General features: G+C 63.4%; 21 protein-coding genes. 11 read left to right on the top strand and 10 right to left on the bottom strand.

Going from position 1 to position 20,734, the window contains the following annotated elements; all coding sequences use genetic code 11:
* The 3 genes from fabF to aspS all read right to left on the bottom strand — a co-directional run bounded on the left by fabF (nucleotide 1) and on the right by aspS (nucleotide 3,496).
* A complete protein-coding gene (gene fabF, locus WG900_RS02290) occupies nucleotides 1–1,260 on the bottom strand; it encodes a beta-ketoacyl-ACP synthase II (protein ID WP_339964359.1) in 1,260 nt (419 codons plus the stop codon).
* Nucleotides 1,261–1,384: 124 nt separating this feature from the next.
* Nucleotides 1,385–1,621, bottom strand: coding sequence for an acyl carrier protein (locus tag WG900_RS02285; RefSeq protein ID WP_264416307.1), 237 nt, complete (start codon nucleotides 1,619–1,621; stop codon nucleotides 1,385–1,387).
* A gap of 93 nt (nucleotides 1,622–1,714) precedes the next feature.
* Nucleotides 1,715–3,496 (bottom strand): aspartate--tRNA ligase, encoded by a 1,782-nt coding sequence (gene aspS / locus WG900_RS02280; RefSeq protein WP_339964358.1) that lies wholly within the window; start codon nucleotides 3,494–3,496, stop codon nucleotides 1,715–1,717.
* A 116-nt stretch (nucleotides 3,497–3,612) separates the two neighbouring features.
* Between aspS and rnd the strand changes: the two genes are divergently transcribed.
* The 3 genes from rnd (at nucleotide 3,613) to WG900_RS02265 (ending at nucleotide 6,927) form a co-directional block, all read left to right on the top strand.
* Nucleotides 3,613–4,911 carry a ribonuclease D gene (gene rnd, locus WG900_RS02275; protein WP_339964356.1) on the top strand — a complete coding sequence of 433 codons (1,299 nt, stop codon included), beginning with the start codon at nucleotides 3,613–3,615 and terminating at the stop codon, nucleotides 4,909–4,911.
* 256 nt (nucleotides 4,912–5,167) lie between these two features.
* A complete protein-coding gene (locus tag WG900_RS02270; protein ID WP_339964355.1) occupies nucleotides 5,168–6,064 on the top strand; it encodes a hydrogen peroxide-inducible genes activator in 897 nt (298 codons plus the stop codon).
* Nucleotides 6,065–6,099: 35 nt separating this feature from the next.
* Nucleotides 6,100–6,927, top strand: a complete 828-nt coding sequence (locus WG900_RS02265) for a hypothetical protein (protein WP_339964354.1) — start codon at nucleotides 6,100–6,102, stop codon at nucleotides 6,925–6,927.
* 18 nt (nucleotides 6,928–6,945) lie between these two features.
* Here WG900_RS02265 and pgsA read toward each other — a convergent pair whose 3' ends face one another.
* The gene (gene pgsA, locus WG900_RS02260; RefSeq protein WP_339964353.1) at nucleotides 6,946–7,518 is read right to left on the bottom strand and encodes a CDP-diacylglycerol--glycerol-3-phosphate 3-phosphatidyltransferase; all 573 of its coding nucleotides are present in this window, start codon (nucleotides 7,516–7,518) and stop codon (nucleotides 6,946–6,948) included.
* 145 nt (nucleotides 7,519–7,663) lie between these two features.
* Between pgsA and WG900_RS02255 the strand changes: the two genes are divergently transcribed.
* A complete protein-coding gene (locus tag WG900_RS02255) occupies nucleotides 7,664–8,971 on the top strand; it encodes an MFS transporter (protein WP_339964352.1) in 1,308 nt (435 codons plus the stop codon).
* Between the two features lie 7 nt (nucleotides 8,972–8,978).
* Here WG900_RS02255 and WG900_RS02250 read toward each other — a convergent pair whose 3' ends face one another.
* Together WG900_RS02250 and WG900_RS02245 are read right to left on the bottom strand one after the other, a co-directional pair.
* Nucleotides 8,979–9,170 (bottom strand): hypothetical protein, encoded by a 192-nt coding sequence (locus WG900_RS02250; RefSeq protein WP_339964351.1) that lies wholly within the window; start codon nucleotides 9,168–9,170, stop codon nucleotides 8,979–8,981.
* Between the two features lie 122 nt (nucleotides 9,171–9,292).
* Complete coding sequence (locus WG900_RS02245; protein ID WP_339964349.1) at nucleotides 9,293–9,718, bottom strand: EVE domain-containing protein; 426 nt, start codon at nucleotides 9,716–9,718, stop codon at nucleotides 9,293–9,295.
* 59 nt (nucleotides 9,719–9,777) lie between these two features.
* Here WG900_RS02245 and WG900_RS02240 point away from each other — a divergent pair, with 59 nt between their 5' ends.
* From WG900_RS02240 to WG900_RS02210, 7 genes are all read left to right on the top strand, one after another.
* Nucleotides 9,778–10,722: an isopenicillin N synthase family dioxygenase gene (locus WG900_RS02240; RefSeq protein ID WP_339964348.1), complete on the top strand. Its 945-nt coding sequence runs from the start codon at nucleotides 9,778–9,780 to the stop codon at nucleotides 10,720–10,722.
* An 84-nt stretch (nucleotides 10,723–10,806) separates the two neighbouring features.
* On the top strand, nucleotides 10,807–12,462 hold the full coding sequence (locus WG900_RS02235) for a putative bifunctional diguanylate cyclase/phosphodiesterase (RefSeq protein WP_339964347.1): 1,656 nt from the start codon (nucleotides 10,807–10,809) through the stop codon (nucleotides 12,460–12,462).
* Between the two features lie 39 nt (nucleotides 12,463–12,501).
* Complete coding sequence (gene dapF, locus WG900_RS02230; RefSeq protein WP_339964346.1) at nucleotides 12,502–13,320, top strand: diaminopimelate epimerase; 819 nt, start codon at nucleotides 12,502–12,504, stop codon at nucleotides 13,318–13,320.
* On the top strand, nucleotides 13,317–14,492 hold the full coding sequence (locus WG900_RS02225) for a MiaB/RimO family radical SAM methylthiotransferase (RefSeq protein ID WP_339964345.1): 1,176 nt from the start codon (nucleotides 13,317–13,319) through the stop codon (nucleotides 14,490–14,492). The genes dapF and WG900_RS02225 overlap by 4 nt, the downstream gene beginning before the upstream one ends.
* Nucleotides 14,489–15,412, top strand: a complete 924-nt coding sequence (gene ftsY, locus WG900_RS02220) for a signal recognition particle-docking protein FtsY (RefSeq protein ID WP_339964344.1) — start codon at nucleotides 14,489–14,491, stop codon at nucleotides 15,410–15,412. The genes WG900_RS02225 and ftsY overlap by 4 nt, the downstream gene beginning before the upstream one ends.
* Nucleotides 15,412–16,092 (top strand): inner membrane-spanning protein YciB, encoded by a 681-nt coding sequence (locus WG900_RS02215; protein ID WP_339964343.1) that lies wholly within the window; start codon nucleotides 15,412–15,414, stop codon nucleotides 16,090–16,092. The genes ftsY and WG900_RS02215 overlap by 1 nt, the downstream gene beginning before the upstream one ends.
* Before the next feature lie 132 nt (nucleotides 16,093–16,224).
* Nucleotides 16,225–16,800: a urate hydroxylase PuuD gene (locus WG900_RS02210; protein ID WP_339964342.1), complete on the top strand. Its 576-nt coding sequence runs from the start codon at nucleotides 16,225–16,227 to the stop codon at nucleotides 16,798–16,800.
* Between the two features lie 54 nt (nucleotides 16,801–16,854).
* Here WG900_RS02210 and WG900_RS02205 read toward each other — a convergent pair whose 3' ends face one another.
* From WG900_RS02205 to WG900_RS02190, 4 genes are all read right to left on the bottom strand, one after another.
* Complete coding sequence (locus WG900_RS02205) at nucleotides 16,855–17,415, bottom strand: hypothetical protein (protein WP_339964340.1); 561 nt, start codon at nucleotides 17,413–17,415, stop codon at nucleotides 16,855–16,857.
* A gap of 166 nt (nucleotides 17,416–17,581) precedes the next feature.
* Nucleotides 17,582–19,540, bottom strand: coding sequence for a potassium transporter Kup (locus tag WG900_RS02200; protein WP_339964339.1), 1,959 nt, complete (start codon nucleotides 19,538–19,540; stop codon nucleotides 17,582–17,584).
* 87 nt (nucleotides 19,541–19,627) lie between these two features.
* Nucleotides 19,628–20,272 carry a tetratricopeptide repeat protein gene (locus tag WG900_RS02195; RefSeq protein ID WP_339964338.1) on the bottom strand — a complete coding sequence of 215 codons (645 nt, stop codon included), beginning with the start codon at nucleotides 20,270–20,272 and terminating at the stop codon, nucleotides 19,628–19,630.
* Entirely contained in the window at nucleotides 20,272–20,616 is a 345-nt protein-coding gene (locus WG900_RS02190) for a cytochrome c-type biogenesis protein (RefSeq protein WP_339965306.1), read from the bottom strand. The genes WG900_RS02195 and WG900_RS02190 overlap by 1 nt, the downstream gene beginning before the upstream one ends.
* Between the last annotated feature and the right edge of the window lie 118 nt (nucleotides 20,617–20,734).

Genomic DNA, 20,734 nt, shown 5'->3' with positions numbered 1-20,734 from the left:
TCAGTCGATCGCCTTGATGATCACGCTGGCATTGGTGCCGCCAAAGCCGAACGAATTGTTCAGCGCCGCGCGAACCGTCCGCTTGCGGGCAACCTTGGGGACAAGATCGACGCCCTCTGTGCCCTCGTCCGGATTGTCGAGATTGAGCGTGGGGGGCACGATCTGGTCACGGATGGCGAGGATGCAGAAGATCGCCTCAACCGCGCCCGCGCCGCCAAGCAAGTGGCCGATTGCCGACTTGGTGCTGCTCATCGAAGCGCCCGACAGGTCATCGCCAAGCACGCGCTTGACCGCTGCCAGTTCGATCGTGTCGGCCATGGTCGAAGTGCCGTGGGCGTTGACGTAGTCGATGTCGCCCGGGCCCATTCCGGCCTTGCGCAGCGCCATGCGCATCGCCAGTTCCGCGCCCTTGCCTTCGGGATGCGGAGCAGTGACGTGGTAGGCATCGCCCGACAGGCCATAACCGACGACTTCGGCATAGATCTTTGCGCCGCGCGCCTTGGCGTGTTCGTATTCTTCCAGCACCAGCACGCCGGCGCCTTCACCCATAACGAAACCGTCGCGGTCCTTGTCATAGGGGCGGCTCGCCTCGGTCGGGCGGTCGTTATAGCTGCAGTTGAGCGCGCGGGCCTGGGCGAAACCGGCGATGCCGATCGGGCAGACCGTGCCTTCCGCGCCGCCGGCCAGCATGATGTCGGCATCATCGTCGCGGATCATCCGCGCGGCATCGCCGATCGAGTGCGCGCCGGTGGAGCAAGCCGTGACGACAGCATGATTCGGACCCATCAGGCCGTACTTGATCGACACCTGGCCCGAGATCAGGTTGATCAGGCGGCCGTGGACGAAGTGCGGCGAAACGCGGCCCGGGCCCTTTTCGGCGAGAACCAGCGATTCGCTTTCGATCCCCGGCAGGCCGCCGATGCCCGATCCGATCGAGCAACCGGCGCGTTCCTTTTGCGCATCAGTCAGGTCGAGCAGGCCGGCATCTTCCATCGCCTGTCCGGCAGCATCGATGCCATAAATGATGAACGGATCGACCTGGCGCTGGACCTTGTGGTCAACGCGCTTGTTCGGATCGAAGCCATATTCATGATCGGCCGGCTTTACCTCGCAGGCGATCAGGCACTTGTGATCAGTGGTATCGAACCGCGTGATCGGACCCGCGCCGGACTTGCCGGCAATGAGATTTGCCCAGGTGGTTTCGACGTCCGCGCCAAGCGGAGTGACAAGACCAAGACCGGTTACGACAACACGACGCATGCAGTGCTCCGAAAATACGACAGGCCCAGACCCGCTGAGGGACTGAGCCTGTCTTCAGATTGCTTCAACGAACCTCCCGCCATTCCATCCCAGACAGGCCCGGGACGGGGCAGGACGAGGCCTTTCAGCCCTTGTTTTCGTCGATGTACTTGATCGCGTCGGTGACGGTGCTGATCTTCTCGGCAGCGTCATCGGGGATCTCGACACCGAATTCTTCTTCGAAGGCCATGACCAGCTCGACGATGTCGAGCGAATCGGCACCCAGATCGTCGATGAAGCTCGCGTCTTCGGTGACCTTGTCGGCCTCAACGCCGAGATGCTCGACGACAATCTTCTTAACGCGGTCTGCGGTGTCGCTCATGGGGTAGTCCTTTTGTGAACGATAGATGAAAAGCTCAGCCCCGCCCCTAGAGAACGGCGGCGGCGCTGGCAAGAGGGGGCCCTTCGGTTTGCCTCACCCCTTTTGGGGTTCGACCACCCGCAAGTAAAGCTCGCGAAGCTGCTTGTGTTCTGCCGGTGAAGGCGCGCCCATCAGCAGGTCTTCGGCACGCTGGTTCATCGGGAACAGTGTGATTTCGCGCAGGTTCTGCACACCGCAGAGCAGCATGACCATGCGGTCGACGCCCGCCGCCATGCCGCCGTGCGGCGGAGCGCCGTACTGGAAGGCGCGGTACATGCCGCCGAAGCGTTCCTCGACGTCGGCCTGCGTCAGGCCAGTGAGTTCGAACGCCTTGACCATCAGGTCCGGATGCTGGTTGCGGATCGAGCCCGAGGCGAGCTCATAGCCGTTGCACACCATGTCATACTGGAAGGCCTTGATCATCAGCGGATCCTGCGTTTCCAGCGCCTCCAACCCACCCTGCGGCATCGAGAACGGGTTGTGCGCGAAGTCGACCTTCTTGTTCTCCTCGTCCCATTCGTAGAACGGGAAGTCGATGATCCAGCAGAAGCGGAAGGCGTCCTTTTCGACGATGCCCAGCGTTTCACCCACGCGGGTGCGCGCCGCGCCGGCGAGCTTGGCTGCCTGATCTTCCTTGCCGGCGGCAAAGAACGCGCCGTCGTTGGGGCCAAGGCCAAGGCTGTCCCACAGCGCGGCCATCTTGTCCTCGCCGTGGTTCTTAGCGATCGGGCCGCCAAACACGCCGTCCTTGCGGGTGGCGTAGCCAAGCCCGGCATGGCCTTCCGAGCGGGCCCATTCGTTCATCTCGTCGAAGAACTTGCGTGACAGGCCGGCGGTTTCCGGCGCCGGGATCAGGCGAACCTTGCCGCCGCCGACGACGATCTTTTCGAACAGGCCAAAGCCCGACTGTTCGAACTCGGCCGTGACGTCACGGATGATCAGCGGGTTGCGCAGGTCGGGCTTGTCGGTGCCGTAGTCGAGCATCGCCTTGGCATAGGGAATGCGCGGAAAAGTGCCGGCGGGGGTCACGGCCTTGCCATCAGCGAAGGTCTCGAAGATCCCGGCCATGACCGGCTCCATCGTTTCCCACACTTCTTCCTGAGTGACGAAGCTCATCTCGAGGTCGAGCTGGTAGAATTCGCCCGGCAGACGGTCAGCGCGCGGGTCTTCGTCGCGGAAGCACGGCGCGATCTGGAAATAACGGTCGAATCCGGCGACCATCAACAGTTGCTTGTACTGCTGCGGTGCCTGCGGCAGCGCGAAGAACTTGCCGGGATGAATGCGGCTCGGCACGAGGAAGTCGCGCGCGCCTTCGGGGCTGGAAGCCGTAAGGATAGGCGTGGAAAACTCAGTGAAGCCGATGTCCTCCATGCGCTTACGGGTCTCGCGGATCACCGCGGTGCGCGTCATAATATTGGCGTGCAGCGTTTCGCGGCGCAGGTCGAGGAAGCGGTACTTGAGGCGGATTTCCTCGGGATATTCCTGCTCTCCTGCCACCGGCATCGGCAGTTCCTCGGCCTTGCTCAGCACGGTCACGCCGCGGGCAAAAACCTCGATCTCGCCGGTCGAAAGGTTGGCGTTGACAGTGCCGGCGCCGCGCGCCTTGACCTCGCCGTCGATGGTGACAACGCTTTCGACGCGCAGGCCTTCGAGCACCGGCAGCGCCGGGCTGTCAGCATCGGCGACGATCTGCGTCATGCCGTAATGATCGCGCAGGTCGACGAAGAGCACTCCGCCGTGGTCACGCTTGCGGTGGATCCAGCCCGAAAGCCTGACCGACTGGCCAACCTCGGCAGCGGACAAGGCGCCGCAGGTATGCGAACGATAAATATGCATCGAAACTCTTTCCAATCGGCCCACATTGTTGCAGGGGCGAAAGCGCGGGCTAACAGGCGAAACCCGCATTTTTGTCAAGCCGCGAGCCCGCATGGGCTCACTTACAGATAAGAAACATGAAAATACACAAACTCATTTCCGACTCAGAAACTCTCGCAGCCCTGTGCAAGCGACTGTCCCAAGCTGATTTCGTCTGCGTTGACACCGAATTCATGCGGGAAAACACCTATTGGCCCGAACTCTGCCTGATCCAGATCGCCGATAGCGAGGAAGCGGCAGCAATCGATCCCATGGCCCCCGGCATCGACATGACCCCGCTGATGGACCTGCTGGTAGATAATGAAGACGTGCTGAAGGTCTTCCACGCCGGCGGGCAGGATGTGGAAATCATCTACAACATCACCGGCCGCACCCCGCACCCGATCTTTGACACGCAGATTGCCATGATGGCGGTCAGCCAGAGCGAGCAGATCGGCTATTCGAACCTCTGCGAATCGTGGCTGGGCATCACGGTGGACAAGGGCGCGCGCTTTACCGACTGGTCGCGCCGGCCGCTGGATGCCCGCCAGATCGACTATGCCATTGGCGACGTCACCCACTTGTCGAAGATTTTCCCGAAGCTGCTCAACCGCCTGATCAAGACCGGTCGCGGCGTCTGGCTTAATGCCGAAATGGAAAAGCTCGCCGATCCGGACAATTACAAGAACGATCCCGAACAGGCCTGGCAGCGTATCCGCGCCGCTGGCCGCAACCCGGCGATGCTCGGCCGGCTGAAGGCGATCGCCCGCTGGCGCGAGATCGAGGCGCAGGACAAGAACATCCCGCGCGGCCGCATTGCGCGCGACGAAACACTGGCCGACATCGCCAGCCACCCGCCCCGCCAGCAGTCCGACCTTGCCAAGGTGCGCGGGCTTTCGCCGGCGTGGAAGGAAAACGAGATCGGCCGCCGCCTCGTCGCCGCGATCGAAGCATCGAAGCCGCTGACCGACGCGGAACTGCCCCCGCGCACCCCGCGCGGCGCACCGCTGGGCAAGGAAGGCGCACTGGTTGCCGACCTGCTCAAGCTGCTGCTCAAGATACGCAGCCGCGAAATCGACGTCGCCTCCCGCCTGCTGGCGCGCAGCGATGACCTCGAACTCCTCGCCGCCGGGGTTCGCAAGAACCTGCCGCTGCTCGAAGGCTGGCGCTATGACGTCTTCGGCAAGGACGCGCTTGATCTGGTCGAAGGCAAGATGGCCTTCGCCGTGGTCAACGGGAAGCTGAAGATGACTCACGTCGACGATATCGTCGAGGATGAAGATCAGGCACCGCCAGAAGCCGAGGCCGAGGCCGACGCCGGACCAGAAGCTGACGCCGAGACAGGTTTCGCGGCCGAGACGGATTCGGACCAGTACCCCGCACCGGACGGCGTCTAGGTCCGCCCCTGCCCTACAGGGCCAGTTCCTGCGATGATCCCGCGCTTTGCTGAGCGCATCATTCGACAGGATCAGGACGTGATAACCGCAATGGATTTCCCGGCTTACTCTGCGAACCTTCGACGGCAATGGCGCTCGCGCTCGGCAAAGTGACACTTTCGCCAGCCAAGGTGACACTGCCCCTTTGGACCATGCCCAGTGTGTCCAGTCGATGCGTCACCTTGTGCGCGCGGACCGCTGCGCTAGAACCCCTGCCATGACCGTCTATCACCCCACCCTGAAACAGCTCCAGTACCTCGTGTCCTTGCACGAGCATGGCCATTTCGGCCGCGCGGCGGAGGCGTGTTTTGTCAGCCAGTCGACGCTTTCGGCGGGCCTGCGCGATCTTGAGACGCTGCTCGGCGTGGTGCTGGTCGAGCGGACCAAGCGCGCGGTGCGCTTCACCCCGCTGGGCAATGCCGTGGTGGCCAAAGCGCACCGGTTGTTGCGCGAGGCCGAGGAGCTGTCCGACATGGTGCAAAGCGCCGGCCAGCCGCTTTCGGGCGAAGTGCGGATGAGCGTTATCCCGACGATTGCGCCGTTCCTGCTGCCCCGGATGCTGCCGCGCCTGCGCCGCGAGCGCCCGGCGCTCAAGCTCTATCTGCGCGAGGAAACCAGCGCGGCGGCCATCGAATCGCTCCATCATGGCCGGGCGGACTGCGTGCTGCTGGCGCTCCCCTACCCCACGGGCGATGTCGAAAAGGAGACGATCGAGCTCGATGCGCTCTATGTCGCCTTCCCCAAGGACGATCCGCGCGACCCGCCGAGCGAAGTTTCGCCAGAGTCGATTGACGAGGGCCGGCTGCTCCTGCTTGAGGATGGCCATTGCCTCAAGGATCACGCGCTGGCCGCCTGCAACCGCCCGGAACTGCGCGCTTCGGCCACGATGATCGGCACATCGCTGCACACGCTGGTGCAGATGGTCGACAATGGCCTTGGCCTGACCATGCTGCCGGAAATGGCGATTGACGCAGGCATTCTCAACGGCACGAACGTGGTGGCGCGGCCGTTAATGTCGAAGACTGCGAACCGCGAAATTGCGCTGGTCTGGCGGCGAAACAGTCCGCGATCGGAAGAGTTTCGCCTGCTTGCCGAAGAACTGCGCGCCGGGTGAGGATTTAACGATTGTTGCATGTCACGGCCCGTGGCATGATCGACCTTACAGGTATGGGGATTCTCGGCATGAAATTGCAGCGCAAAGCACTCATTCGCAACGCGGTCATCGCCATGATTGTCGCCGATGGCGTTGGCGTCTATTTCCTTCAGGACCGCCTGACGAACCCGCTGCAAGACAGCGCCGCAGCCTATGAGCAAGAGGCACTTGCCCTTGCCGCCAGCGAAGCCGCCAATCCGCAAGTTTCGCCGGCGCAGCAGCCGGCGCTGGCCAGCCGCGCGCTGCCCAAGCCGTCATTCGGCATGGACGCTCCGGTCAAGGCTGAAACGGCCAAGGCTGAGCCTGTAATGTTTGAGCCTGTAAAAGCCGCTGCGCCGCAGGCCGCACCCGCGCCGGCTCTCGCCAAGGCACCTGCCGCCCGTTCGGTCGCGGCACCAGTTGCCAAGCCGGTGGCAAAGGTCGCTCCGGTCTCCACTCTCGTGGCCAAGCGCACCATCACCTCGCCGCGCGCCATTGCTGCGGCCAGCACCAAGGCGCCGGTTACCCTGTCGGTCACGCCGTCATCGAAGGTCGCCAAGGCCAAGGCTTCCGGGCCCAAGCGCACCTCGTTCACCAAGGCATTCGCTGGCATCTCGCGGTCGGCACCAACGCTGGCCATGCACACGGCAAGCGGTTCGCTGCAACACTCCGGTCCGACGATCACGGTAGACTTTGCCCCCGATTCGACTGTGCCGCAGGTGGAAACCATGGAAACGGTGCCCCTCGCCATGGCGAGCCAGCCAGAAATGCTGACCGATCAGGCGCCGTCCTTTTCGGCCCCGGCAGAATCGGCATCGGTGGAACTGCCCGCAACCGGCGAATAATTCGCCAGATCGCGCGCCTCAATCCATGTGCTTGAGGCCGATCCGCAGGTAATCCCAGCCGGTAATCACCGTCAGCACGGCGGCGCCCCACAGCGTCACCAGGCCGACGACTTGCGGCAGGTTGAGCGTGGTCCCGGGGATCAGCCAGCCCGGCAGTCCCCCGGCAAGGATCAGCGAGCCGAGCGAGACGATCTGCAGGGTCGTCTTCCATTTGGCCAGCTGCGAAACCGGCACCGACACGCGCAGGCCGCCAAGGAATTCGCGCAGGCCGGATACGGCAATCTCGCGCAGCAGGATGACCAGTGCGGCGATAACGTGGACCCCCGCGACATCATGGTTGGCCACCAGCACCACGATCACCGCGGCGATCATGATCTTGTCGGCAATCGGATCGAGAAACTGGCCCAGCTTGCTCACCATGCCGCGTGACCGGGCGAGGTAACCGTCGAAATAATCGGTAATGCCCATCAGCGAATAGACCACCCAGGCCGCCAGATAGCCAGCGGCCCAGCCCGGCCACCACATCAGGGCGACAAGCAGTGGCACCGCGAAAATCCGCGACAAGGTCAGGATGTTAGGCAGAGTCAGCATGGTCAGACCGTTACCACCCTGTAATATTTGCCGTCCATAACCACCCCTGTCCACAACCCTGCGCCGGTATCCTGCACTTCGGGGTTGTTCCTAGCACATCGCCCGCTAGGGTCTGCCGCCAAACGGGGGAGCTTTCAAGCAGCGCATGACCACTTCCACACATCTGGTGCGCCAGCGGCGCTTCCTTCCCCTGTTCATCACGCAGTTGCTCGGTGCCTTCAACGACAACCTGTTCAAGAACGCGATGGTGCTGTTCGTCGTCTATTCGGTCTACAATTCCGAGGCGGCGGAAGGCAAATTCTCGGCCATTGCCTCGACCGTGTTCATCATTCCGTTCTTCCTGCTCTCGTCGCTTGCCGGGCAACTGGCTGACATGCGAGACAAGGCGAAGATCATCCGCATCGTCAAATTCTGCGAGATCCTGATCATGCTGGTTGGCGGCGCCGGCCTGTTCCTCGCGTGGAAGGGTTACGAGACAACGGCGATCGCCATCCCGCTGATGCTGGTCGCGCTGTTCGCCATGGGCGTGCATTCCACCTTCTTCGGCCCGATCAAGTACGCCATCCTGCCGCAGCATCTGAAGAGCGAGGAAGTGCTGGCCGGCACCGGCATGGTCGAGGCAGGAACCTATATCGCCATCCTGACCGGCACGATTCTGGCCGGCTGGATCGATGTCGAATGGGCAGCGCTCGGCGTCGTACTGACTGCGATCATCGGCTATATTGCCGGACGGCAGGTTCCCCCTGCCCCGCCGCAGTCCGAGCCCGAACCGCTCGATTACAATTTCGTGCGCAGTTCGTTCCACCTGATCAGGCAAACGACGAGCGACGCCCGCGTGTTCGAAGCAATCATGGCGATCAGTTTTTTCTGGGCGGTCGGCACGGTGCTGTTCATCCAGTTCCCGCCGCTCGCCAAGAATGTGCTTCACGCCAGCAAGGAAGTGGCGAGCCTGTTCCTCGTGATCTTCTCGGTCGGGATCGCCATCGGCTCGGTATCGATCAACGCCTTGCTCAAGGGCACGGTTTCGGCCCGCTGGTCGGCACCGTCGGTGATCATGATGGGCGTGTTCGTGGTGGCCTTCTACCTCGTCTGCCGGGCCTGGCCGCCGATGGAGGATGGCCTGCTCGACGTATCGGCCTTCATCGTGCGCCCGCTGGCGGTTCCGCTGCTGCTTTCGCTGCTCGGTATTGCGATTGCCGGCGGCATGTTCGTCGTGCCGCTTTATGCCTTCCTGACGACCTTCGTGGAAAAGTCGCAGACCGCGCGGACGATCGCGGCGAACAACATCGTCAATTCCGGCGCAATGGTGATCGGCTCGCTGGTGGCGATGGCGCTCAGCGCCTTTGGTTTGCCGCTGCAGGAACAGGTACTGCTCAGCGCGGCGATGTGCGTGATTTCGGCCCTGCTCGGCGCGCAGCTTTACCGTAGCGAGCGCGCGGCGCGGGGCGAATAGGACGCGATCAGCCGATCCAGGTCGTCACCGCCAGCAGGCAGGCGCTGTAGGCCATCAGGAACATCTTGAGGTCCTGCATGGTGAAACGCCATGACGAACGCGCCGGAACGGCTGCGGAGGTGCGGCAGACGTGCGGCGGCAAGTGCATCCTGAAGGGATGACGTGCAGATTCATCGGTAACTACCAGGGCTCTTCTCACCGGGGCATTCTCCTTGCGACAGGCCCCGGATTAAGAACTCCTTCACCATCGCACCACCCGGAAAATCGCGGTTAACCGCGTGCATCCCGTTTCGGCACATTAAGGTTGTTGAGTCTTTCCCGTCACTTGGCGAGATTGAGGATGTGCTCCCACTCGCTTTCACGCACTTCTGATACCGAAAGCCGGAACTTGGTCAGCAGCTCCATATCGGCCAGCGCCGGATCGGCCTTGATTTCCTTGAGCGTCACCGGCCGCTTCAGCTTTTTCACCGGCTTGACCTTCACCGAGGTCCAGCGCCCGGTTTCGTCAGTTGGGTCCGGGAACGGCCCCTTGCTCACCTTCGCGATGCCGACGATTTCGACGCCGATGTTCGAGTGATAAAAGAACACGCCGTCGCCCACTGACATGGCCCGCAGGTTGAGCCGCGCGGTGTAATTGCGCACGCCGTCCCAAGTGCCTTCACCCTCGGCGATCAGGTCATCCCAGCCGTAAACGTCGGGTTCGCTTTTCATCAGCCAGTAGCGTTTGGGCGGTTTGATTTTCGTCATGAACTTGTCCGTCAAAAGGTCTATGGCGCGCCATTACGCAAATTTGCTGGATAGACCATATGCCCCTTAACACCCTGCCGGTTTTGTCGCTTGCCGACGACCCGGCCAAGTTCGCCAAGTCCATCGGCGACAGCTTCAAGACCTTCGGTTTCGCCATGGTCAAAGACCACGGCATCGATGCGGACCTGATCGACCGCGCCTGGAAGCTGACCGCCGAGTTCTTCGCCCTGCCCGAGATGGAAAAGCTTAGCTATCACAACCCGGCCATCGCCGGCGCGCGCGGCTATACGCCGTTCGGCACCGAAATCGCCAAGGACGCCAAGGCGCATGACCTCAAGGAATTCTGGCATGTCGGGCGAGATCTGCCCGAAGGCAGCCCGCTTGCCGATGCCTCGATGCCGCCCAATGTTTGGCCGGCGCGGCCCGAAGGCTTCAAGGACCTGTTCGAGGAACTGTACCGCCAGTTCGACGAAACCGGCGCGACAATCCTCAGCCGCATTGCGGTCTACCTCGGGCTTGACGAACACTGGTTCGATCCGGCGATCGGGGACGGCAATTCGGTGATGCGCCTGCTGCATTACCCGCCAATCGAAGGCCTGGACGGCGAAGCGATCCGAGCCGGGGCTCATGGTGACATCAACCTCATCACCCTGCTGCTCGGCGCCGAGGAGGCCGGTCTTGAACTGCTCTATAAAGGCGAGGAATGGATTTCGGCATCCCCACCTCCCGGCGCGCTGGTGATCAACGTGGGCGATATGCTTGAGCGGCTGACCAACCACGTCTTGCCATCGACCATTCACCGCGTGCGCAATCCCGATCCCGAACGCGCGCGGTTCAGCCGCTATTCGATGCCGTTCTTCCTGCACCTGCGCAGCGACTTTGCGATCCGGACCCTGCCTCAGTGCATTTCGCCGGAAAACCCGGACCGCTATCCCGAAGCGATCCTTGCCGATGACTTCCTGCAGCAGCGGCTGGTTGAAATCGGACTAAAGAAGAAGAGCTGATCCGAAGCCTGCGATACTTAACGATTATTTCATCGCACCCCGGCATATTCCCCGCACTGCCTGCCAACAGGGGTGCGGGGATCTATGCGCGCAGACGGCGAAAGCCGCCAAAATCATGCCAAGGGGCAACTCGAGAGAGTGGGCAAGGACATTATCGTCCTGGCCGTTTCCTTTGGTGCGCTCATCCTCTTCGTTGGCAATGGCAGCACAGTCCTGCCGCAAGTCATCCGCTATCTTCAGGGCATCGGCCTGCCGCCCGACCGGCTGCTGAGCAATGCCATGCTGCTCAATATCGCGCTGATCGTCTTCGGCTGGCGCCGCTATCGCGACTTGTCCGATCAGGTCGTGGAACGCAGCGCGGCCGAGGAACGCGCCCGCCAGCTGGCCGAAACCGATCCGCTCACCGGCTGCCTCAACCGGCGCGCCATGGTGCCCGCCACGGAACACCTGCGTGAGCAGAGCGTCCGCCACGGCGAGCAGGTTGCCCTGCTCGTGCTTGATCTCGACAACTTCAAACGACTGAACGACACCAATGGCCATGCCGCCGGCGACGCCGTGCTCAGCGAATCCGCGCGGCGGATGCGGGCTGTCCTGCCCACCGGCGCGCTGCTGGCGAGGCTGGGCGGCGACGAATTTGCCTGTGCCGTTCCATTCGATCCGGCGCGTCCGGAATTCGTCGACCGTATCGCCTCACAGCTGATCGAATCGCTGTGCGCGCCGATCGTCAGTTCCGGCCTGACACTCGAAGGCATCTCGATCTCGCTGGGCATTTCCCGGTCGGACATTCCGGCTGGCAAGTCGCTTTCCGCGCAGGACCTGCTGCACATGGCCGACATTGCCATGTATCACGCCAAGAAGGGCGGCAAGAACCGCTACTACTGGTTCGAGCCGCAGATGGAGAGCGAACTGCGCTTTCGCAGCGAGCTGGAAAACGGCATCCGCCGCGGCGTTGGCAATGGCGAATTCGTGCCGTTCTACGAACCGCAGGTTTGCCTGCAGACCGGCAGGATCACCGGCTTCGAAATGCTGGCGCGCTGGCAATCGCCCGAACTTGGCCTTGTCGGCCCGGACCTGTTCATCCCCATCGCCGAGGAAATCGGCGTCATCGCCGATCTATCGGAAAGCGTGATCCGGCAGGCCCTGCAGGATGCCAAGGAGTGGCACCCCGAACTTGGCCTGTCGGTGAATATTTCCCCCGTCCAGATGCGCGATCCGTGGTTCGCCCAGAAGCTGCTCAAGATGCTGGTCGAGGCCAATTTCCCGCCCAGCCGGCTGGAAATCGAAATCACCGAGAGCTGCCTGCACGAAAATCTCGGCCTGGTCCGTTCGCTGATCGCCAGCCTGAAGAACCAGGGCATCCGCATCAGCCTTGACGATTTCGGCACCGGCTACAGCTCGCTGGCGCAACTGCGTTCCTTGCCCTTCGACCGCATCAAGATCGACCGCAGCTTTATTTCAACGCTGGCCAGCAACAGCGATTCGATGACCATCGTTCAGGCCATCGCCTCGCTGGGCAGCGGCCTCGGCCTGCCGATCACCGCCGAGGGCGTCGAAGAACCCGAAGTGGTCGACGAGTTGCGCAAGATGGGCGAATTCAAGGCGCAAGGCTACCTCTATGGCCGCCCGGCCGCCGCGCAGGACGTTGAAAAGCGGCTGGCCGAGCTGGGCCTGCTGCGCCGCGCGCCGCACCTTTCGGTGATTGATAACGACGACACAGCCCCGCGCGTAGCCACGGCTTAACACTGGACCTGGCAGCGCGGCATGCCTATCTGCTGGGTCATGCAGGTTCCATTCGTCAAGATGCACGGTCTGGGTAACGACTTCGTCGTGCTCGACGCGCGCGTGGGCGACGTTCCTGAGATGACGGCCCGGCTGGCTGCCGCGCTGGCTGACCGCAAGACCGGCATTGGATGCGACCAGCTCATCCTGATCGAGCCGTCAGACAGCGCCACATTCCGAATGCGGATCTTCAACGCAGATGGCGGCGAGGTCGAGGCTTGCGGCAATGCCACCCGCGCGGTCGGCCTGCTCCACGGCGCACCGGCGACGATCGAAACGCTGGGAGGCCTGTTGTCCTCGAACCCGGCAGACGGCGGCGTTGCGGTGGACATGGGCGAGCCGCGCTTTGACTGGAACGCCATTCCGCTGGCCTATGCGATGGACACGCTCTCCATACCGGTCGGCTGGGAAGACCTTGACGCGCCTTCCGCCGTCAATGTCGGCAACCCGCATGTCGTGTTTTTCGTTCCCGATTACGCGGCGGTTGAAATCGAGCGGCTTGGCCCGCTGATCGAACATGATCCGCTCTTCCCGGCGCGGATCAACGTCAATTTTGCAACGGTGACTTCGCGCGATGCCATCCGCCTGCGGGTGTGGGAACGCGGCGTCGGCGAAACGCGCGCTTGCGGCACCGGGGCCTGCGCCACGGCCATTGCCGCGATGCGCCGTGGGCTGACCGACCGCAAGGTCACCGTCTCGCTCGAAGGCGGCGACCTGACGATTGAATGGGGCGCGGGCAATCGCATCCTGATGACCGGCCCGGCGGTCGAATCGTTCCGAGGCACGTTCGATCCCGCCGCTTACGGAGTGGCCGGGTGACGCTGCACGTCGTGTCGCTGGGCTGCCGGCTGAACCTGTCCGAAAGCGAGGCGATGCGCGCCATGCTTGGCGATGCGGGCGACATGGTCGTGATCAATTCCTGCGCGGTCACCAGCCAGGCCGTGCGCCAGACCCGGCAGGCCATCCGCCGCGCCCGCCGCGCACACCCCGATGCGCGCCTGATCGTTACCGGCTGCGCGGCCGAGATCGAGCGCGAGGCGATTGCCGCCATGCCCGAGGTCGATGGGCTGGTGGCCAATGTTGCAAAACTCGATCCGCGCGCGTGGAACGTTCCAGCGACCGTGCCCACCCTGCCCTCCGCCGCCTATACCCGCGCCTATGTTGCCGTGCAGAATGGCTGCGACCACGCCTGCACCTTCTGCGTCATCCCGCAAGGGCGCGGGGCGAGCCGGTCGCTGCCCGTCGATGCCGTGTGCCGCGAGATCAAGGGCCATCTTGGCAAGGGCGTGCGCGAGGTTGTTCTGACCGGGGTCGACCTCACCTCATGGGGCCATGACCTGCCGGGCTCGCCCGGGCTTGGCCTGCTGGTAGAGGCGATCCTGCTGGCCGCCCCCGCGCTCGAACGGCTGCGCCTGTCCTCGCTCGACGGGATCGAGATCGACGAACGCCTGTTTGGCCTGATCACCGGCGAGGCGCGCTTGATGCCGCACGTTCACCTCTCGCTCCAGCACGGGCATGACCTGATCCTCAAGCGGATGAAGCGCCGCCATAGCCGCGGCGATGCCGTGCGTCTGGTCGAACGCCTGCGCGCGCGCCGTCCGGAGATCGCCATCGGCGCCGACCTGATCGCGGGCTTCCCGACCGAGGGCGAGGCCGAGCACGCCGCCAACCGCGCGATCATCGCCGAACTGGGCGTCGTCCACGGCCATGTCTTTCCCTACTCCCCCCGCCCCGGCACTCCCGCTGCACGGATGCCGCAAGTCGATACCGCCCCGATCAAGGCACGCGCTGCCGACCTGCGCGCCGAGGTTGCCCGCACCCGCGCCGCATGGCTTGCCTCGCTGGTCGGCGCTCCGCTCAAGGTGCTTGCCGAACGCGACGGGACCGGCCATGCGGAAAACTTCGCCAGGGTGCAACTCGCACCCGGAACCGAGCCTGGAACCATAGTGCATATCGTCCCTGACCGCGTGATCGAAGGCCTGCTGGCATGAGCGAAGAGACCTGGACTGCCCGCGTGTTCGGCGGCTTCCGCAAGACATCAGAGCGCCTGACCGAGAACCTCTCCGGCATTGTCAGCAAGACCCGGCTGGACGAGGCGCAGCTCGACGATCTTGAGGATGCGCTGATCCTCTCCGACCTCGGCCCCCGCGCCGCGCGCCGCATCCGCGACAAGCTGGCCGGCGAACGCTTTGAACGCGGCGCTGACGAACAATCGATCCGCGAGGCGATGGCCGAGGAAATCGCCGCGATCCTGCGCCCGGTGGCCAAGCCGCTCGACATCGTCGCCTTCCCGCGCCCGCAGGTGATCCTGGTGATCGGCGTCAATGGATCGGGCAAGACCACGACCATCGCCAAGCTGGGGCACCTGTTTCAGGAACTCGATTACGGCGTGCTGTTCGCGGCCGGCGACACCTTCCGCGCGGCTGCCATCGAGCAGCTTGCCGTCTGGGCTGACCGCATCGGCGTGGAAGTCGTGCGCGGCCCCGAGGGGGGCGATCCGGCAAGCATCGTGTTCGACGCGGTGAAGCTGGCGACGGACAAGGGCACCGACGCGCTGATCGTCGATACTGCCGGCCGTCTGCAGAACAAGCGCGAGCTGATGGAGGAACTTGCCAAGATCCGCCGCGTTCTGGGGCGTATCAATCCCGAAGCACCGCACGATGTCGTGCTGGTGCTCGATGCGACCAACGGGCAGAATGCGCTCCAGCAGATCGAGGTGTTCAAGGAAGTGGCAGGCGTGACCGGACTGATCATGACCAAACTCGACGGCACCGCGCGCGGCGGCGTGCTCGTCGCGGCGGCGGAGCAATACGGGCTGCCGATCCATGCCATCGGCGTGGGCGAAAAGATCGATGACCTGCGCCCGTTCGATCCCGATCTGGTCGCCCGCGTGATTGCAGGAGTGGCGTGATGAGCGATACGGCAACCTCCGTCCCCGCCCCGGCCCCGGCACCCGAGAAGCACAAGCCCGGCTGGCTGGGCGTGGTCACCGACTACGGCCCGATCGTGCTGTTCTTCGCGGTCTACAAATATTACTCGCCCGAGGACCGCACGAGCATGGTCGGCGAAATCGCTGCCGTCGTGAAGGGCACCATCGCCTTCATGATCGGGGCGGTCGCTGCCTTCGGCATCAGCCTGGTCAAGTTCAAGCGCGTATCGCCGATGCTGTGGCTGACCACGGCGATGATCCTGTTCTTCGGTGGGCTGACCGTGTGGACGCAGGACCCGGCGTGGATCAGCCACAAGCCCACCGTCGTCTATGTGTTCGGCGCGGCTATGCTCCTGGGCGGCTACTTGCGCGGCAAGGCTCTGCTCAAGGTCCTGCTCGGTGCAGCGTTCGAAGGGCTCGACGACGACGGCTGGATGAAGCTGTCGCGCAACTGGGGACTGTTTTTCATCGCGCTGGCCGTGATCAACGAAGTGCTCGCCAACCGCGACTGGTTCACTTTCGATCAGTGGCTCAAGGCCAAGCTGTGGCTGTTTCTGCCGCTGTCGTTCGCCTTCACCTTTGCCCATATGCCGATGCTGCTGCGCCACGGCCTTGCCAGCGAGGACAAGGACGAGGCCGAAGCGATCACGCCGCACGAGTGATCAGGGAGCCCTGGCAAGAGATCAGGCTGGGGATTTGCGCCGAAACCCGGTGACAATCGTTCGCAATTGGAGCAAATAGAGTGCGAAGCCGGTTGTTCCGGCTCGCAGATTTGAAATAATTAGGGGGAAGCTATGGCCAAGTTTTTTGGAAACCTGCACCTGGTGCTGCTCGTGGGCCTCGCGGCCGCGATTGGCGTCATGTATTGCTACAATGCCGACATTCCGGTGACGACCAATTCGGTGCTCCACTGGGTGCACAGCTTCATGGGCGTCCTGTGGATCGGCCTGCTTTATTACCTGAACTTCGTCCAGGTGCCGACCATGCCGAAGGTCCCGGCTGAGCTGAAGAAGGGCGTCACCGGCTACATCGCACCCAAGGTGTTCTTCTTCTTCCGCTACGCCGCACTTCTGACGGTGATTACGGGCCTGTGGATCTCGATCGACCAGGGCTACGGCCACCGCGCCCTGACCTTTGCCGGCGCGACCCGCGCTGAAAACATGATCGGCCTTGGCATGTGGCTCGGCCTGATCATGGCGTTCAATGTGTGGTTCCTGATCTGGCCCGCCCAGAAGAAGATCCTCGGCATTGTCGAAGCTTCGGATGAAGCCAAGGCCAAGGCCGCGCCGCTCGCACTGGCCGCCAGTCGCACCAACCTGCTGCTGTCGCTGCCGATGCTCTACTGCATGGTCACCGCCAACCTCAGCTAAGACGGAACACCAGTTCCACCGAGACGGCGCTCCTTCGGGAGCGCCGTTTTCGTTTCAGAGCATGGATAGGAGCGGCTGCAGGCTTACGTGGGCCGCGACATGCCCAACCAACGCGGCCATCCAGCCGTGTCGCCAGCAGAGCCAGCCCCACAGCACACCGGCGGCACCATGCAGCGTCAGTTCGCGCAGCGCCGTCAGAACGGACCATTCCAGTCCCGCGAAATAGCCGTACGCTATGATCGGATAGGCAGCAAACGCGGTCAGCAGGACCGCCAGCCAATGCAGCCAGTCCCCGCGTCTACCAGTCGCCGCCATCGCTGCCCACGTGATCAACGGCAGCGCAATCAATCGCAGTTGCACCTCATCAAACAGCGCCCCGCGCGCGAACCAGGCGATGCGCGCCAAAGGACCAGCCTCGGCCTCCATGTCATGCTGAACCTGCGGGACGACGCTGGCGAATACCGTTGTGTCGGCAAAGGCCATCCACGCGCCGAATGCCAGCCCCGCCCCCGCCGCTATGCCGAGTGAACGCAGGCCTTGGCGCGGCAGCAGCGAGTAATTGATGTCAGTCAGGCTCGGCAGTGAACTCGGAATGGCCTTGCTCCCCCCAAGCATCGTCACCCTGAACTTGTTTCAGGGTCCATCATGCCTCAAGCCCAAACCGCCAGCTCGTTCGCAACGGTGCCGTTGCGCGTTGTTGAGCAAGTCAGGACTTTGGGCACGATGGATGCTGAAACAAGTTAAGCATTACGGCAAGTGTGATGGCAGGATATCTAGGCTCTTAGATCTCTACCTGGCTGCCCAGTTCGACCACGCGGTTCGTCGGCAAGCGGAAGAATTCCATCGCGCTGGCTGCATTGCGCAGCATCCACGCGAACAGCTTTTCGCGCCAGATCGCCATACCCGGCCGCGAAGAGGCGATCAGGGTCTGGCGTGAGAGGAAGAAGCTGGTCTTCATCATGGTGAACGGCTCGCCGCAAACATTCGCTTCCTTCAGCGCAGCGGGAACGTCGGTTTCCTCAAGGAAGCCATAGCGCAGCGTCAGGCGGTAGAAGCCTTCGCCGAACTGCTTGCACTCCACCCGGCTTTCCGAAACCACTACCGGCACATCCTGAATGGAAACGGTCAGGATCACCACGCGTTCGTGCAGCACCTTGTTGTGCTTGATGTTGTGCAGCAGCGCAGACGGCACGCCGGCGCTGTTCGATGCCATGAACACCGCCGTGCCGGGCACGCGCTGGGCGCTGGAATGGGCGCTCTTGGCGAAGACCTCGAACGGGATCGTGCCTTCGGCCATGGCGGCGCGCATCAGGGTGCGGCCCTTTGACCAGGTGGTGAGCAGGGTGAAGATGAACAGGCCAATCGCCAGCGGCACCCAGCCGCCCTGCGGCACCTTGATCAGGTTCGCGCCGAAATAGGCGATGTCGACCACGATGAACACGCCGATCAGCGGCACGGCCTTCCACAGCGGCCAGCGCCACAGCGTGATCAACACGGCCGCCAGCAGCATGGTATCGATGAACATCGCGCCGGTCACCGCGATGCCGTAAGCGGCGGCAAGGGCGGACGACGAACCGAAGAACAGCACCAGCACCAGCACCATGACCATCAGTCCCCAGTTGACCACGGGGATGTAGATCTGTCCGGCGGCAGCCGCGCTGGTATGCTTGATCTGCATACGCGGCATGAAGCCGAGCTGGATGGCCTGATGCGTCAGGCTGAACGCGCCCGAGATCACCGCCTGGCTGGCGATAATCGTCGCCAGCAGGGCCAGCACGATCACCGGGATGCGCACCGGATCGGGGATCATCAGGAAGAACGGATCCTTGATCAGCGCGGCGGCCGAAGCAGCATCGGGCTGCGACAGGACCATCGCGCCCTGCCCCATGTAATTGAGCATCAAGCACGGCAGGACAAAGGCCATCCAGCTGATCCCGATCGGGCTGCGGCCAAAATGCCCCATATCGGCATAGAGGGCCTCGGCCCCGGTTACTGCCAGCACGACCGAACCGAGCGCGACAAAGGCGCGGAAGCCGTCAGTCATGAAGAAGTTCACCGCGTTCAGGGGGTTGATGGCCTCCAGGATGATTGAGGGCATCGCGGTGATGTGCATCACGCCCATCACCGCGAGCGTGATGAAATAGACCAGCATGATCGGCCCGAACAGCCTGCCGACCTTCTCGGTCCCGCGCGACTGGATCGCGAAGAGGCCAAACAGGATCGCCACGGCCAGTGGCACGATGAACTGCTTGAAGCCGGGATGGACGTATTGCAGGCCTTCGGTCGCGGAAAGCACCGACATGGCCGGGGTAATCATCGAATCGCCATAGAACAATGCGGTGGCAAAGACCCCAAGCAGGATGAATGGCGCGGTCCACTTGGCATTTTCGGACTTGCGATTGATCAGCGCGAGCAAGGCCAGGCTGCCGCCCTCACCCTTGTTATCCGCCTTCATGATGGTGAGGACGTATTTGAAGGTCACGACGATCATCATCGACCAGAACACTAGGCTCAGCACGCCGTGGATGTGGACGGGATCGACCGAGATGCCGGGGGCGCCGTGGTGCGAGGCAAACGTCTCGCGAAACGCATAAAGCGGGCTGGTACCGATGTCGCCAAAGACAACGCCGATCGCGCCGATCGCCAGCTTTGCAAGACCGCCGTGATGGGCACCCGGATGATGGCTGGAGGCGTTGGCGTCTGCGGGTGCAGTTCCGCCGGAAGTGTGCGATTCAGACATGCTTACGCGCGCCCCTGTTTATGCCGGCGACTCGGCTGCGCGCGCCTAGCATTGGCGCAAGGTGCCTGCAACGCAATGCGTGTTTGGCTATTGCCCGCTGGCGGCCTTGCTGCGGGCGATGAAGGCATCGAGATCGGCCAGCCGCGCGGTCAGTTCCCCGCGCCACGGCGCGTCAGCCGGACTGCGGGCCAGCAATTCTGCCCAGACAGCACGGCCTTCTTCTGTCCGGCCAGACTGCGCCAGGGCAAGGCCAAGGAAGAACGGCGGCCCCGGATGATCGGGCGCGGCGCGCTCGGCATTGCGGTAGGCAAGCACGGAGGCGGGTGAAAGGTTGCCCTCGGCATGGCCGACCAGCGCATTGGCCATGGCCAGCCAGGCCTCGCCATTGTTCGGCTGTTCAGCCACCGCGCCGCGCAGCAGTTCAGCGGCGTCACCATATTGGCCGTGGCGTGCCAAGGCATCGGCGGGGGTCATGTACTTGTCGGTCACGGTAGAACCATTGCCCATCGCCTTGCGCGCCTTGACCGCCTCAGCGGCTTCGGCCCCGGCGACCTTTTCCTTGGGCGCGGTCGGCGATCCGGCCATCGACGGGTTGCCTTGCAGGGCATAGCCGGCAAGACCGAGAATCAGCGCTGCGGCGCTGACCTCCCACGTGCGGCGCGGCAGCTTCAGCAACAGCGCCATGGCGAGGAAACAGGTGAGCGCCAGAATGCCTGCGATCAGCCAACCCATCACTTGCCTCCCTTGATAAACCGGCGGCGCAGCAACAAGGCAGCGATCAGCAGCAACAGCGCCGGCAGCACGAACAGCGGCCAAGTCAGCGCCGTGACCTGCGGGCTATAGCTGATATAGTCCCCATAGCGCGCGACCAGCCACTTGCGGATGGCCTCCGGCTCTTCCCCGGCAGCAATACGCGTGCGGATCTGGTTACGCAGGTCGCCGGCCATCGAGGCATCGGAATCGGCGATCGACTGGCTCTGGCAGGTCAGACAGCGGATCGTCAGCATCAGTTCGTGGGCCTTGGCTTCAAGCCGGGGATCGTCAAGCTGGCGATTGGCGAGCGGTGCCTGAGGCATGGTGTCGTCAGCGAAGGCCGGGGCTGCGAAAAAGAGAGCAAGCAGGGCGATCAACAAGGTCGTCCCGGACTTGATCCGGGACCGCTGGAGACCGGACGCAAGCTCGCGTCGACGAGGC

The organism is Novosphingobium aquae (assembly GCF_037572715.1).
In the GTDB taxonomy this organism is placed as follows: domain Bacteria; phylum Pseudomonadota; class Alphaproteobacteria; order Sphingomonadales; family Sphingomonadaceae; genus Novosphingobium; species Novosphingobium aquae.
This window is presented reverse-complemented; position numbering and strand designations above follow the sequence as displayed.

Excerpts from the sequence above, each read along its gene's own strand:
- fabF (WP_339964359.1), bottom strand. The coding sequence starts at position 1,260 with ATGCGTCGTGTTGTCGTAACCGGTCTTGGTCTTGTCACTCCGCTTGGC.
- WG900_RS02285 (WP_264416307.1), bottom strand. The coding sequence starts at position 1,621 with ATGAGCGACACCGCAGACCGCGTTAAGAAGATTGTCGTCGAGCATCTC.
- aspS (WP_339964358.1), bottom strand. The coding sequence starts at position 3,496 with ATGCATATTTATCGTTCGCATACCTGCGGCGCCTTGTCCGCTGCCGAG.
- rnd (WP_339964356.1), top strand. The coding sequence starts at position 3,613 with ATGAAAATACACAAACTCATTTCCGACTCAGAAACTCTCGCAGCCCTG.
- WG900_RS02270 (WP_339964355.1), top strand. The coding sequence starts at position 5,168 with ATGACCGTCTATCACCCCACCCTGAAACAGCTCCAGTACCTCGTGTCC.
- WG900_RS02265 (WP_339964354.1), top strand. The coding sequence starts at position 6,100 with ATGATCGACCTTACAGGTATGGGGATTCTCGGCATGAAATTGCAGCGC.
- pgsA (WP_339964353.1), bottom strand. The coding sequence starts at position 7,518 with ATGCTGACTCTGCCTAACATCCTGACCTTGTCGCGGATTTTCGCGGTG.
- WG900_RS02255 (WP_339964352.1), top strand. The coding sequence starts at position 7,664 with ATGACCACTTCCACACATCTGGTGCGCCAGCGGCGCTTCCTTCCCCTG.
- WG900_RS02245 (WP_339964349.1), bottom strand. The coding sequence starts at position 9,718 with ATGACGAAAATCAAACCGCCCAAACGCTACTGGCTGATGAAAAGCGAA.
- WG900_RS02240 (WP_339964348.1), top strand. The coding sequence starts at position 9,778 with ATGCCCCTTAACACCCTGCCGGTTTTGTCGCTTGCCGACGACCCGGCC.
- WG900_RS02235 (WP_339964347.1), top strand. The coding sequence starts at position 10,807 with ATGCGCGCAGACGGCGAAAGCCGCCAAAATCATGCCAAGGGGCAACTC.
- dapF (WP_339964346.1), top strand. The coding sequence starts at position 12,502 with ATGCAGGTTCCATTCGTCAAGATGCACGGTCTGGGTAACGACTTCGTC.
- ftsY (WP_339964344.1), top strand. The coding sequence starts at position 14,489 with ATGAGCGAAGAGACCTGGACTGCCCGCGTGTTCGGCGGCTTCCGCAAG.
- WG900_RS02215 (WP_339964343.1), top strand. The coding sequence starts at position 15,412 with ATGAGCGATACGGCAACCTCCGTCCCCGCCCCGGCCCCGGCACCCGAG.
- WG900_RS02210 (WP_339964342.1), top strand. The coding sequence starts at position 16,225 with ATGGCCAAGTTTTTTGGAAACCTGCACCTGGTGCTGCTCGTGGGCCTC.
- WG900_RS02205 (WP_339964340.1), bottom strand. The coding sequence starts at position 17,415 with ATGCTTGGGGGGAGCAAGGCCATTCCGAGTTCACTGCCGAGCCTGACT.
- WG900_RS02200 (WP_339964339.1), bottom strand. The coding sequence starts at position 19,540 with ATGTCTGAATCGCACACTTCCGGCGGAACTGCACCCGCAGACGCCAAC.
- WG900_RS02195 (WP_339964338.1), bottom strand. The coding sequence starts at position 20,272 with ATGGGTTGGCTGATCGCAGGCATTCTGGCGCTCACCTGTTTCCTCGCC.
- WG900_RS02190 (WP_339965306.1), bottom strand. The coding sequence starts at position 20,616 with ATGCCTCAGGCACCGCTCGCCAATCGCCAGCTTGACGATCCCCGGCTT.